Source organism: Flavobacterium xinjiangense, from assembly GCF_900142885.1.
Taxonomy (GTDB): domain Bacteria; phylum Bacteroidota; class Bacteroidia; order Flavobacteriales; family Flavobacteriaceae; genus Flavobacterium; species Flavobacterium xinjiangense.
Map to the genome: position 1 here is coordinate 11,711 of NZ_FRCL01000014.1, position 13,846 is coordinate 25,556.

Annotated in this window: 9 protein-coding genes; 4 read left to right on the forward strand and 5 right to left on the reverse strand. The window is 37.5% G+C overall.

What is annotated here, in order from left to right; translation table 11 throughout:
- Positions 1-465: 465 nt before the first annotated feature.
- The 3 genes from BUC23_RS14415 to BUC23_RS14425 are packed head-to-tail and all read left to right on the forward strand — an operon-like array spanning position 466 to position 7,532.
- Complete coding sequence (locus BUC23_RS14415; protein ID WP_073210630.1) at positions 466-3,492, forward strand: SusC/RagA family TonB-linked outer membrane protein; 3,027 nt, start codon at positions 466-468, stop codon at positions 3,490-3,492.
- A gap of 15 nt (positions 3,493-3,507) precedes the next feature.
- Positions 3,508-4,878: a RagB/SusD family nutrient uptake outer membrane protein gene (locus BUC23_RS14420; protein ID WP_073210632.1), complete on the forward strand. Its 1,371-nt coding sequence runs from the start codon at positions 3,508-3,510 to the stop codon at positions 4,876-4,878.
- A complete protein-coding gene (locus BUC23_RS14425; protein WP_073210634.1) occupies positions 4,878-7,532 on the forward strand; it encodes a S9 family peptidase in 2,655 nt (884 codons plus the stop codon). Before BUC23_RS14420 ends, BUC23_RS14425 begins: the two co-directional genes overlap by 1 nt.
- 132 nt (positions 7,533-7,664) lie before the next feature.
- Here BUC23_RS14425 and BUC23_RS14430 read toward each other — a convergent pair whose 3' ends face one another.
- The 5 genes from BUC23_RS14430 to BUC23_RS14450 form a co-directional block, all read right to left on the reverse strand.
- The gene (locus BUC23_RS14430; protein ID WP_073210636.1) at positions 7,665-7,949 is read right to left on the reverse strand and encodes a hypothetical protein; all 285 of its coding nucleotides are present in this window, start codon (positions 7,947-7,949) and stop codon (positions 7,665-7,667) included.
- An 84-nt stretch (positions 7,950-8,033) separates the two neighbouring features.
- Positions 8,034-9,131 carry a hypothetical protein gene (locus BUC23_RS14435; protein WP_073210638.1) on the reverse strand — a complete coding sequence of 366 codons (1,098 nt, stop codon included), beginning with the start codon at positions 9,129-9,131 and terminating at the stop codon, positions 8,034-8,036.
- A gap of 15 nt (positions 9,132-9,146) precedes the next feature.
- Positions 9,147-9,617, reverse strand: coding sequence for a MauE/DoxX family redox-associated membrane protein (locus BUC23_RS14440; RefSeq protein ID WP_073210641.1), 471 nt, complete (start codon positions 9,615-9,617; stop codon positions 9,147-9,149).
- Between the two features lie 159 nt (positions 9,618-9,776).
- On the reverse strand, positions 9,777-10,697 hold the full coding sequence (locus tag BUC23_RS14445; protein ID WP_073210643.1) for a helix-turn-helix domain-containing protein: 921 nt from the start codon (positions 10,695-10,697) through the stop codon (positions 9,777-9,779).
- 34 nt (positions 10,698-10,731) lie between these two features.
- Positions 10,732-11,169, reverse strand: coding sequence for a DUF7793 family protein (locus BUC23_RS14450; RefSeq protein ID WP_244153814.1), 438 nt, complete (start codon positions 11,167-11,169; stop codon positions 10,732-10,734).
- Positions 11,170-11,360: 191 nt separating this feature from the next.
- Here BUC23_RS14450 and BUC23_RS14455 point away from each other — a divergent pair, with 191 nt between their 5' ends.
- A complete protein-coding gene (locus tag BUC23_RS14455) occupies positions 11,361-13,784 on the forward strand; it encodes an aminotransferase class I/II-fold pyridoxal phosphate-dependent enzyme (protein ID WP_073210645.1) in 2,424 nt (807 codons plus the stop codon).
- Positions 13,785-13,846: the final 62 nt, after the last annotated feature.

Here is a 13,846-nt window from a genome sequence, read left to right on the forward strand (position 1 = left end):
GCACTACTATTCTTTTGGTTTTCTGGCTGCGACCGTTTTACGGGAGGTTAAAATGTTGAATTTTAAACTTTTACCCGATGGATGTAATTCAATTCGCTTAATTTTTTAAACACATAGAAATATAGATTTTAAAATTTTGGAAGGCGTTTCACTTTCTTAAAGAGAACCATAGTTATCTGAATAAATTTTTATTACTGACAGCCAACGGATTAAATTTTAAATGTTGCCTACAGAACCCGACAAAGAAATAGATCAATCTAATTAAAATGATGCCTATGATAAAATTATAACTACTACTAGTGAGGTTGCTTCGTCCCTCGATAAGAGATTAGCTAACGCTCCGTTCGCTTCGCTCGGGTGCGTCGTACCTCGCAATGACAAAAAAAGGCCCTCTAACTCGCCGGCAAGCTAACTTAGAGGACCATCGCTAACAAAACTAACGTTTCAATTAACTAACCCAATATTATGAATAAATTTTCATTTTACAAGGGTGGTTCGGCTTTTTGGTACCTGATTCTTTTTGGGTTCTTATTAACCTACACCCCTGTTCGAGCAAAAACGGTACTGAGGCCAATGCCTTCGTTACCTCAACAAACTCAAATAAGCGGTATCATTACTCATGGCACTACTCCCTTACCGGGTGTTACCGTGGCCGTAAAAGGAAAGAAAAATAATGCTGCTATCTCTGATTTCAACGGGCAATACATCCTTCCAGCTGCTCCTACTGATACCTTGACGGTCTCTTTTATGGGATTCAAAACAGTACTCGTTCCCATAAACGGACGCAAGATAATCAACATACAATTACGGGAAGATGCGACTATGTTACAGGAGGTCAAAATTAATGCCGGCTATTATTCTGTAAAAGAAAGTGAACGCACGGGTAGTATCGCTAAAATCACATCCAAAGAAATCGAAAAGCAACCCGTTACCAATGTACTTGCGACTATGCAGGGACGAATGGCGGGTGTTGCTATTACACAGGACAGCGGAACACCTGGTGGAGGATTTACTATCCGAATTCGTGGACAAAACAGTTTGCGAGCAGATGGAAATGAACCTTTATATGTGATTGATGGAGTGCCTTATTCTTCAGACACAGTAGGATTCAACCTGACTTCGGCAGCTACACAAGGTACTACAAGTCCGCTTAATAGCATTAATCCTGCAGATATAGCAAGTATTGAGGTCCTTAAAGATGCCGATGCGACTGCCATATATGGCTCCCGTGGAGCAAATGGTGTGGTATTGATCACTACTAAAAAAGGGAAAGCAGGCAAGACTACTTTTAGCATTAATGCTTCTACTGGTTACGGCAAAGTAACCAAGATGCTGAACCTGATGGATACCTCACAATATTTAGAAATGCGAAAGCAGGCTTTTGCCAACGACAGTTTTACAGAATATCCTGCAAACACTTATGATGTCAATGGTACATGGGATCAAAACAGGAATACCAACTGGCAAAAGGAACTGATTGGCGGAACGGCCCAAATAACCAGTTTTCAGGGATCTGTTTCTGGCGGCAGTGCTGCAACCCAATATCTTTTAAGCGGTAACTATAGAAATGAGACCACTATACTACCAGGAGATTTCAAATATGGCAAAGGTTCGGTACTTTTTAGCATGAATCACATGAGTGACGACCAAAAATTTCGCATGGCCTTTTCAGCGGGTTATACGGCACAGAAGAATAACCAGTCTGCATTTGATCCAACATCACTTTCCCGAATCCTAGCACCTAACGCACCTGCATTGTATGACAGTGAAGGCAACCTGAATTGGGAAAACAGCACTTGGGTAAATCCACTTGCAAATTTTGAGCAGGAATTTCTATCGCACACAAATACGCTTTTGGCAAACTCAGTACTGTCCTATGAAATCGCAACAAATCTTCAATTTAAAACAAGTTTTGGATTTACGGATTTGAAAAACATCGAAAAGAAGACAACACCCTATACGATCTACGATCCTGCCTATGGAATAGGTAGTGAATATTCTACATTGCATTTGAACCATACTGAACGACAATCATGGATTATTGAACCTCAATTAAATTGGAAAAAAAATCTTGGTAAAGGCAAAATTGAAGCGCTTTTAGGTAGCACCTTCCAAAATCAGATCGCTACTCGATTATATGAATTTGGTTCCGGTTTTGCCAGCAATAGTTTAATCAATGATTTTGCCTCAGCTTCTTTCAGGTATGTATATACCAGTGACGAATCAATTTATAAATACCAAGCATTTTTTGCAAGGGTCAATTACAATTGGGACACAAGATATATTATTAATGCCACAGGCAGAAGAGATGGTTCCAGCAGGTTTGGGCCAGGCAAACAATTTGCCAATTTTGGGGCGCTGGGAATGGCGTGGCTGTTTTCTAATGAATCATTCTTTAAAGAAAGTAAGCTGTTAAGTTTTGGAAAACTTCGCGCCAGTTACGGAACAACAGGTAACGATCAGATTGGAGATTACCAGTTTTTAAATACCTATGTTTCATCAGGGAATGCCTATCAAGGTGTTATCGGTTTATCTCCGGCACGGCTTTACAATCCTGATTTTGGTTGGGAAACAAATAGGAAATTTGAAGTAGCATTAGAAGTAGGATTTTTAAAAGATCAAATATTTCTCACTACTGCGTGGTATAAAAACCGTTCTTCCAACCAACTTGTGGGCATTCCATTGCCGGGTACAACTGGCTTCACATCCCTTAATGCTAATCTTGACGCTACTGTACAAAACAGCGGTTTTGAAATCACCTTACGGACTATAAATTTTCAAGGCCAAAATTTCAGCTGGACTAGCAATTTTAATATCTCTGCCAGCCGCAATAAACTGATTTCCTTTCCAGGACTGGAAACCTCTCCTTACTCGGGAACCTATGTTATAGGCCAATCGCTCAACATACAAAAACTGTATCATTTTACAGGACTGAACCCTGCAACAGGCGTATATGAATATCAAGATGTAAATGGCGATGGCATACTTTCATCAGTAGATGATAAGCAACAGCTTGTTGATTTTACCCCTGATTATTTTGGAGGACTCCAAAACCAGTTTACCTATAAAGGATTACAGCTCGATTTTCTTTTCCAATTCGTTAAACAAACCAAAATAGACAATGGACCATCAGTTCCAGGCATTGGTCAAAATCAACGTCCAGAAGTTCTAAACAGTTGGCAGCAAGCAGGCGACCAAACTCCTTATCAACAACTTACTACAGGCTTAAATAGTAATGTAGTCAGTGCTTATTACCGGTATTCAGAAAGCGATGGTGCCATCACAGACGGCTCGTACATCCGTTTAAAAAATATCTCTCTGACTTATGACCTCCCTTTAAAAATGGACAATGGCATACGCTGCAGGCTTTATTTACAAGGGCAGAATCTACTAACTTTTACTAAATATAAAAATGGCGACCCTGAATCAAAATTTAACGGTTATCTGCCACCGCTAAAATTTTATACTGCTGGAGTTCAACTTACTTTTTAATTAAAACCTATAAAAATGAAAACTCAAATATTTTTTTTATTTCTCCTTGCATTGTGTTTCCAATCCTGCGACAGTTTTGTAGCAGTAGATCTTCCTGATTCACAATTGACCGGTGCCAATGTTTTTAAAGACCGAACAACAGTAAATGCAGCTATGGTTGATGTATATTCGAAATTACGGGACAGTGGACTTTTGACCGGAAGCTTAGAGGGATTATCCGTTAATCTAGGATTGTATGCTGATGAACTCAGCTATTATGGTCCAAGCGGTAATAACGCAGAATTTCGATTCAATAATTCGCTGATTGACTCCGATTCTTCCGTCTTACAGATTTGGAATGCAAGCTATAACCAAATTTATTCTGCCAACGCCATAATCGCGGGAGTTGAAAATTCGGTCGCATTGGCGCAAACCGACAAAAACCACTTCAAGGGTGAAGCGTTGTTTGTACGAGCCTTAGTGCATTTTTATCTTGTGAATTTATTTGGAGATATCCCATATATTAAAACCACCGATTATGAGCAAAACCGACTAGTGCATCGTATGCCTGTCGATGCAGTGTATGCTGCTATACTTACAGACCTAAATCAGGCAGTCTCGTTGCTGCCGGAAACCTATGTTACGGCAGAAAGGGTACGTCCCAATAGAGCCACGGCTTATGCATTGCTTTCCAGAATTTATTTGTATGCGGGCTCATGGCCAGAGGCGGCGAATGCAGCTTCAGCAGTTTTGAATAATCCTATGTATATATGGGAAGATTATCTGGACAAGATTTTCCTCAAAGAAAGTACTGCAACCATTTGGCAGTTTAAGCCAAAAACAGAAGGAGGCAATACTGATGAAGGGGATTCCTTTAATTTTGTAACGGGTCCTCCACCCAATGTTGCCCTAAGTTCCACTTTGCTTTCTTCATTTTCTAACGCAGACCAACGAAAGGTACACTGGACTGCCGCCGTAACTGATGGGACAACAACATGGTACCATGCCAATAAATACAAACAATCCTATGGCGCACCAAGTTCTATGGAGTATTCTATAGTGTTTCGGCTTGCGGAGCAATACCTGATACGCGCTGAAGCACGAGCTCAACAGGGTGACCTGATAGGTGCAAAAGAAGACTTGAATAAAATTCGCCATACTGCAGGCCTTGGAGATACTCCAGCGGTTACGGCTAATGAAATAGTTACGGCAGTTTTAAACGAAAGAAGACTGGAATTCTTTACCGAGTACGGACAACGGTTTTTTGACCTAAAACGCACTGGAAGGCTAGATGAAGTATTGTCAATATCCAAACCAGGATGGGATTCGCATGATGCTTTGTGGCCGATTCCTGCAACGGAGATGCTTGCAAACCCTAATTTATATCCACAAAATCCTAGTTATTAATGAAAATCAAAGATAAAAAATATTTGAAATTTGTTCATAGTTCCATCTCTATGTTCATTTTGGGATTAGCTTCCTGTTCCGTTACAGGGCAAGAACTACCGAAAAAACAACTTTTTCCAAAAGACTATAATCTTTGGGGAACCTTGCAGCCTCTTCGCATTTCTGATGGAGGAAAATGGGTGAGTTATAATATGCACTATGAATCACAGCAAGATACTATTTTTGTAAAAAACAGTTCTGGAACTATTCATTACTCCTTTCCCAAAGGGAGCAACGGACATTTTGGTGGAGACAATATCTTTGGATGCTTGCAATCAGACTCAAGCCTCCATCTTACGAACTTAAATAACGGCATTTCTGAAATCATTCAAAATGTAATACGATATGATTTTTCGACAAATGGGGATTATTTGCTGACACTTGTTTCAGAATCAGATAATCAAAAGCAGCTTATAATCAGAAGGGATGGAAAAATTATTGAAACTATCAGCGGAATTACGAACTATGTTTGGAATGACAAAAAAGATAGTATTTTATATGCAACTACTGTAGGAGACAAGTCAGCTATTGGAACTATTTGTATATCCAAGAATTTAAAAAAAAGGATTATTCTCGAGAACTCAGAAAACTCCTTTTTACAACTGACTTGGCAACATAATGGGAAATCAGTTTCCTTTTTTAAAGCGAAAGGAACTACTGCTCACGACGAAAATCAGATATGTTACTACAATTTAGCTTCAAAGAAACTGCATACTTTATCAGCTTCTACAGCCGAAAATTTTCCGGACAATATTATAATAGATTCAGGCTACGAACTACCAATAACCATTTCTGATGATGGTAGTAAGGTCTTCTTCGGAATTAAAAATCATGAAATTCAGGATCAAAAAAAAGGTATAGATACTGTTGAAATTTGGAATGCTACAGACAAATGGCTGTATCCTGTTAAAAAGAAAATTGACGATTGGAAACATTCCCCGAAATTGGCAGTCTGGTGGCCTGAAAGTGGTGCGTTTCGTCAAATCAGCACTATAGCGCAACCATGGGTTATGCTTACTGGCAACCAGGAATATGCAATTGTGGCAAATCCAGGAACCTATTTGCCGCAGTATACCTTTACAGGTGATATGGATTACTATATCATCAATCTTAAAAATGGGAAACAAGAGTTACTACTCAAAAAGCAATCCAGCGAATCAATGCATATGGGTATTTCGCCCGATGGACGTTACATCAATTATTATCGGGAAGGAGATTGGTGGGTTTATGATATCGCTCGTAAAAATCACACTAATATTACCCAAAAACTGCGTAATACGTGGGATACTACGGATAATGATTCTGCAAATGCTGTTATGGTTTACGGCAATCCTGGATGGTCGAAAGACAGTAAAAACGTTTTGCTATATGATGCTTTTGACCTATGGGCAATTTCAAGTGACGGTTCAGTAAGTAAAAGACTGACTGATGGTAGGCAAAGAAATATCCGTTTTACTATTGACGCTTCTGAATTTGGAAATAATGTCCTGGGCAATTATTCTGGTCGTAGCGCTTCCAGTTGCGACCTTTCCGCTAAATTATTGATAGAAGCCTTCGATTTTTACGGTTGCAGTACAGGCTATTTTTCATGGAGCACCCCCACTGGTCTTCATCCCTTGGCATTTAATGATAGTTCCATCGACAAACTGATAAAAGCACGAAACAGCCAGTCCTTTGTATATCAGGAACAAACCTACGATCGTTCTCCTAAGATGGTTATCAAAACATCTGAAAAAGCAAGAGCCACGACGCTGGTCGAAAGTAATACACAGCAGAAAAATTATTATTGGGGGAAAGCAGAAATGATCCATTATACAAACAGCTTCAATAAGCCATTAAATGGAGCATTATTTTATCCTGCGAATTATGATCCAAAAATAAAATATCCCATGGTTGTTTATATTTATGAAAAAGTATCACGCAACATCCACAGCTATGTCAACCCTTCTTTGCAAAATGTAACAGGTTTCAATATTACTAACCTTACCACAAAAGGCTATTTGGTGCTGCTTCCAGATATTACTTATGAAAGTATTAATCCAGGGCTTTCTGCCACTGATTGTGTTAGCGCGGCCGTTAAAACAGTTGTTGATAAAGGTCTGGTTGACCCAAAAAAAATTGGATTGGCAGGTCATTCTTTTGGAGGCTATGAGACTAATTTCATCATAACACAAACCGATATTTTTGCGGCAGCAGTCAGCGGTTCTGGTGTATCGGATATCATATCGGCCTATTTTAGTGTGGGACCCATTACTGGAATAGCAGATATCTGGCGTTATGAAAATCAGCAATTTCGGATGGGGAAATCTTTTTACGATAATCAGGAAGCTTATTATCGAAATTCCCCAATTGTACATGCAGCTAAAATCACGACTCCATTATTGTCATGGACAGGTAATAAGGATAAGATTATCCGGTGGGAACAGAGCATGGAATTTTACCTTGCTTTAAGTAGGCTCCAAAAAAAACATATTATGCTGGTTTACCCTGAAATGGATCATGTTCCCTCAGATCCACTACAACAGACAGACCTGACAAAACGCGTGGAGCAATGGTTTGACTTCTTCTTAAAGAATGAGCCAGCCTCCTCGTGGATTACAGAAGGCTTCGATTAAATCCAAAATCACAACTTTAAATAGCTGTGAAGTTATAATTTTGAAACAGCTATTTTGGAAATGTAAAAGATAATAAAAATGCAGTTACTAAAATTTTAGTAACTGCATTTAATGGCATGGGACATTGTCCAGCTAGTTGTTTTTATAAAGCGGAACAACACAGGCACCTGTGCCATCTTTTAACCATACTTGTCTTGGTGAAGTCTCACTCGACATACAAATATTTGCCGACACTACAGTCGTGCAATTCACATTCTGTGGCTCGCAGGAATTGGGCAAAGCGCTATGTGCAAAGGCCGTAATAGGTGGCTTTTTTGTTGCGTCAATACGTGATGCATTGGTAGTCACCGCTCCCGCGCTTGCCAATGCGAACGCAGCAATTGGCAATACTAACATTTTTACAAAACTTGTTTTCATGATATTAAAATTTAAATTTAAAAAAAATGATCTACTCTTTTCTACAGGTTTTCGATCTTAGTCCTGCTACCGGCCGGTATTTATTTAAAAAGCTTTATTATCACTCTTAGTATTTGAAATTCTGTGTATCAAATTTTGCCTAAATTTGAATTTCTGCAGATGATGCCCGATAATTACATAGAGATCCGTTTTTGTTGCCAAGAAATCTGTCATTTTATAGTCATCGAAGTTATACAGATAAAAACTCGACAGGTAGGTATTGTTTGCTATATCATACATATCTATAACCGAGGCCTTCTTCCACATCTGTCCATCTTCAAAACGTCCCCGTAATCCGGAATTAACAAATAACAGGTTGTTAGAAACTGTAGATTTTAAATTGACGGTATAGGGCTGTGCTCCAAGTTTCATTTCTCCTGAATTTTTAATCTGGATCGGTTTGAGTTTGGCACGCGTAGTGGTATCAATGGTATTACCACGATATAATACTTTAAGGTTATCATTAGTAACGATGAATTGGTTGCGGTAATAATACAGATATATCAATCTTTCAAGCTCTTTACTGTAATGGAGCATACCGTCAGTATCAAAAATTCCATCAATTTGCTTCTCAAGGATATCATCAGCAAATTTTACTTTTACACTGTCTTTAAATGTGAAGATTCCGATAATGTTTTCTTTTGAATCAAATTGCTGGGTCCGAAAGGCAATCACATCAGAATCTATGATTACTGCTTTTGAAAAATAGTGGTTTTCGTTCATTATAATTTTTGCTTTCCAATCGCTAATATTGCCTTTATAAATCACAGGTACCGTTCCATCCATTACATAAAAATAAGGAGGTACAATTTTTACCTGAATGGAACGGAAAGGAAGATCATCACGATCCAGTTGTATTGTGTATTGCTCTCTTTTTTCTAGTGTTGAATCCAGAGTTACAATTTGTAACGGTGCTTGATTGTTGCCAAGAAATATTTTTCCATTGCCGGCTCCAGCGAAGTAAAAGGAATAATTTTTTAAATCAGTTTCTGCTGTTTTAGTTATAGAACTCTGCATAAAACGACGAATGAACGGATTTTCATGAGCCATTATATCATCTGACGAAACATATAATGCAGTTATTATTCCGATGGCTATCAATGCAGTTAGTACTAGGGTTTTTATTGTCTTTTTGAGTTCCATGATTTAATTTTTAGATTATTGAACGGATACTATATTGTTTTGATTATGAGATGTTTTATCATTTTTAAAAGTAGATAGAAGCAAAGTTCCAATAACGGCTAAAAGAATAAAACCAATATTGAAAATCAGGTGTTCAGTCCAGCCCAATTTTTCCAATATCCCACCACAAGAGCAGGGGATAAAAGAACTAAAATTCAATATGATAATAATATAGGTGGTGAATAAAACCATTAAACTGAAAGCTGAAAAGAGTCCCGCTAAACGATATTTTGGAAAAATCAGAAGTAGGGCAATAAACAGTTCTGCTATCGGAACCACCCATGAAACTATACCAGTAAAAGCACTTAATAAAGGTGATTGGCCAAGTTGTGCCTGAAAATTTTGAAAATCCAGCAATTTGCTAACAGCGGCATAGACAAATAGTAGAATATACAACAGACAAATGCAGTCAAGGATATTATTTTTAATGGATACATTTACTTTCATCTGTTTTGAGATATTTAAATAACAATGTAAAATTCCCAAAACAAATCAACATAGGTGTTAGCAAATCAGGAGTTTGTCATAGCAAATCAGGATTTTTTTGAAATAGTCCATTTTTAAGCTTTCCAATACTCTTAATAGTATGATAAATAAGTCGATAGTTTATTTAATTGGAGACTGCTTTTCGATGTCAGTCGGAGAACAGCCAAATTTAATTTTGAAAGCTCTTGAAAAATTAGGATAGTTAGTAAACCCAGCCATTATCGCAATGGTTTTTAATGGTATTTTTGTATGTTTTATAAGCAGTTGTGATCGATTAAGCCTTTCACTATTATAGAACTGGTGTATGGTCATTTTAAATAAATGCCTAAAGCTATTTTTTAATTTGTATTCATTAGTTCCAAAAAGATGGGAGAGTTCTTTTAAGGTTGGCATAGTTGAATCCATATTTGCCAATATGTAATCATAAACAGCCTGTGTAGACTTTACATCTAAATAGTTGTGAATTTTCTGTTCTTCAGCAGTAAAAATTTTATTTATTGTTGTCGACTTTTCCATAGTGTTATCTACGATGGCAGAAAAAAAACAAATTACTACGTCTGTGCTTTGATAGATCTTTGAGATGGTACTGCTGGCTGGAATAACTAATTTTTCACAGGTCACGAATTCAAGTGAAACAATTGTATGATAGGATTCATTCTGTAGAATTTCAGCCATTACAGTTTCCAATAAGGATACTGATTTTTTTGCAAGAATTTCTACAAAATTCTGCCCTAAAAGTTCGTTGGAGTTAAATCCCAAAAGGTCAGGGACATTCCTACTGAAATCTTTTATAACAAATTTATTGTCTACGATAAATGTGCTTTGGACTACATACTGATGACTAAAATGGGGATTAATGAAACCTGCATGGAATATAGACTCCTTCATTTCTTCTGCCATCCAATTCACCAAAACAGTCAACGCCTCCAGTTCGTCGTCATTTCCAGTTCTTGGTATACGGTATGCAAAATTTCCTTCTGCCATCTCCAAAAGCATTTGGAAGATATTGTGTAGACGCTGCTGATCTATTTCCTGCTGCATATTTTCATTAATTTACTTGTTAAAAATTTTAATCCTAGATGAAAGCTTTCAAAAATTCCAATGCGTCTGACTTATCTGTAAATATCCTAGTTGGCACTTGAGGCTTGCTGATTTTAAGATAAAATGAAATCATTAAAATCGACACACTTTGATGTACCAATATACTAACGGCTTTAGCCAGAACAGAGCCATGTTGTGCCAAATAATCTCTGGCGGCTTTGTCAGAATCTGCGATACCTCTGATGTCACATAAAACCGGATAGGCCTTCTCTTTTTGCATTTGTATTCTGTCTGCTACAATACGCTGCGCTGCCACCAAATCAATGACAACATCAGGCTTGTACTCAAAAAAAAGTATGCTCTCACTAATCCAGAATATCGCAAATTCGTTTTCAAAATACCCATCCATAGTTTCTGATCTTTTATTATGACCTGCCAAATTAGCAATTCCTTTTCTAAGGTTAGTTGTCAAAAAAAGGTAAAATGTAATGGTAAACAATCATTTTTTGTTTTGCTTATCAATTCAGGATTTTTACATATCAAATCAGGATTATCTACATGGGGTCTTCCATTCTACCCTTTTAAATTCAGAACTTTAAAGGTTTTAAATCAGTAATACAGATTTTAAAAATCATACTGTTTAGTAACTAAAATGAAGCAATAATGGCAAAAATAAAACACAATAATTTTATCGATACTGTAGATGAAATGTTATCAGCAGCAAAAAATGAAGGGGCTATCCATCTCTATGCTGAAGACAAAATACTAAGTGGGCGCACCATTCAAATAAATGCAAAAGAGATGTTTCATTTTGCCACTACCAGTTATCTTGGACTTGAATACGACCATAGGCTAAAAGCTGCGGCAATTTCCGCTATTACGAAATACGGTACCCAATTCCCGCTTTCTAAAACGTACATTTCTCATCCATTATATCACGAACTGGAAAACAAAATTGAGGCTATGTATGGCGTGCCTGGAATTGTAACCAAGAACAGTACCCTTGGACATTTCGCGGTCATACCAACTGCAATACGAGATGAAGATGGAGTCCTATTGGATCATCAAGTACATTGGAGTGTGCAGAACGCCTGCCAACTTTTGAAATTAAGAGAGATTCCTGTCGAGATGATTCGGCACAATAACCTTCAAATGCTGGAAGAGAAGATAAAAGAGTTGTCTTCCAAATGTAAAAAAATATGGTATATGGCTGATGGTGTTTATTCCATGTTTGGCGATTATGCCCCGATAAAAGATCTACTGCAACTATGCAAAAAATATGCGCAGTTACAACTCTATTTTGATGATGTACATGGAATGAGTTGGAAGGGCAAAAATGGCACAGGATATGTCCTTGATATTCTAAAAGAATTGCCGGAAAACATCATGATTGTCGGTACCTTAAGCAAGACCTTTGGTGCCAGCGGGGCAGTCTTTATAACCTCCGATACTAAATTGCGGGAGAGAATTAAGAATTTTGGAGGGCCTCTTACTTTTTCAGCCCAATTGGAGCCTGCATCCGTGGCTGCTGCATCGGCTTCAGCCGATATTCATCTTTCCCCAGAAATTATTATTTTACAGGATGAACTGGCGCAAAAAATCACGTATTTCAATTCAATTATTAAAGCAACATCGCTTCCGATGATAGCTCCAAATAGCTCTCCCGTTTTTTTCCTTGGAACAGCAATGCCATTAACCGCTTATCGTTTAGTGCAACGCCTTTTCAACGAAGGATATTTTGTTAATCCAGGGCTATATCCAGCTGTACCGGTAAAAAATTCGGGGATCCGTATTACAGTTTCTCGCAATAATCAGGAAGAAGATATAAAAGGACTTGTTCAGGCTTTGGAATACCATTTTCCAAAAGCGCTAGAAGAAACTTCCAACACCATGAATAAAGTTTCAATGGCATTTGGCATTTCTAAAATAACGCAGAAAAAAGAAAAATTGGTTCCACAATCTTCACTCAATCTTCAATATGAAACATCGATAAAACAACTTGATAGGGCCACTTGGAATACGCTTCTAGGCGGACAAAGTATATTTGATTGGGATGGACTTTGTTTTCTGGAAGATGCTTTTAAAAATTCTGCAGATCCTAAAAATAATTGGAGTTTTCACTATTACATAATTAGCGATAACAACAACGTTCCACTACTGGCAACTTTTTTCACCTTTGGGTTATGGAAAGATGACATGCTTGCCCCCGAGTCTGTTTCACTCCAGCTTGAAGAAAAAAGAATCCGAAATCCTTTCTACCTGACCTCAAAAGTTTTAGGTATGGGTTCGCTTTTCACTGAAGGAAATCATTGTTACATCAATAAGGCACATCCTTTGTCTAAAGATGCAGTCGAATTACTTTCAGAACAAGTCGAAATGCTGAACCAGAATTTAAACGCAGACATGCTGGTGTTAAGGGATTTTGATGAAGACGTGGAACTGAATCGTATGTTCCACAATCATGGATTTATAAAAATAAACATGCCCGAAACCTGCATCATCCAAAATGTCAGCTGGAATACTATTGAGGAATTTACCTCTACCCTTTCGGCTCGTTCAAAAAAACATTTTACGAAAGAGATTTTACCTTTTGAAAAAGCGTTTGATATCACCATAAAAGAACAATTGACTCCTAATGAAATTATACAAGGGTATCAGTTATACAAGAATGTAAAAAATAATAATTATGCCGTTAATACCTTTACACATTCTATCGATGTCTTTGAAAAAATGACCACTAATCCCCATTGGGAATTTATATTGCTGCATCTAAAGAATACCGAAGAGACACAAAATGTAAGTCCTCTAGTCGGAATTCTTTTCTGTTACAAAAACTTAGATCAAACATATGTCCCCTCATTAATTGGTATGGATTATGCAGTTCCCAAAAAATTCAGCTTATACCGCCAACTTTTATTTCAGGGAATTAAACGGGCACAGGAACTTAGTTATAAAAGAATTGATTTTGGAATTACCGCCACATTTGAAAAGAGAAAATTGGGAGCCAAAGTGATTCCAAAAATTGCTTACATTCAGGCGAAAGATAATTTCTCAATGGAATTTATGGGTACACTGCAGACCAAATAGAATGTATTCCGATTTAGAAAAAACATGTCAATTTACCTTACTACTCTTTTAGTGGAGTGCTA

Excerpts from the sequence above, each read along its gene's own strand:
- BUC23_RS14415 (WP_073210630.1), top strand. The coding sequence starts at position 466 with ATGAATAAATTTTCATTTTACAAGGGTGGTTCGGCTTTTTGGTACCTG.
- BUC23_RS14420 (WP_073210632.1), top strand. The coding sequence starts at position 3,508 with ATGAAAACTCAAATATTTTTTTTATTTCTCCTTGCATTGTGTTTCCAA.
- BUC23_RS14425 (WP_073210634.1), top strand. The coding sequence starts at position 4,878 with ATGAAAATCAAAGATAAAAAATATTTGAAATTTGTTCATAGTTCCATC.
- BUC23_RS14430 (WP_073210636.1), bottom strand. The coding sequence starts at position 7,949 with ATGAAAACAAGTTTTGTAAAAATGTTAGTATTGCCAATTGCTGCGTTC.
- BUC23_RS14435 (WP_073210638.1), bottom strand. The coding sequence starts at position 9,131 with ATGGAACTCAAAAAGACAATAAAAACCCTAGTACTAACTGCATTGATA.
- BUC23_RS14440 (WP_073210641.1), bottom strand. The coding sequence starts at position 9,617 with ATGAAAGTAAATGTATCCATTAAAAATAATATCCTTGACTGCATTTGT.
- BUC23_RS14445 (WP_073210643.1), bottom strand. The coding sequence starts at position 10,697 with ATGCAGCAGGAAATAGATCAGCAGCGTCTACACAATATCTTCCAAATG.
- BUC23_RS14455 (WP_073210645.1), top strand. The coding sequence starts at position 11,361 with ATGGCAAAAATAAAACACAATAATTTTATCGATACTGTAGATGAAATG.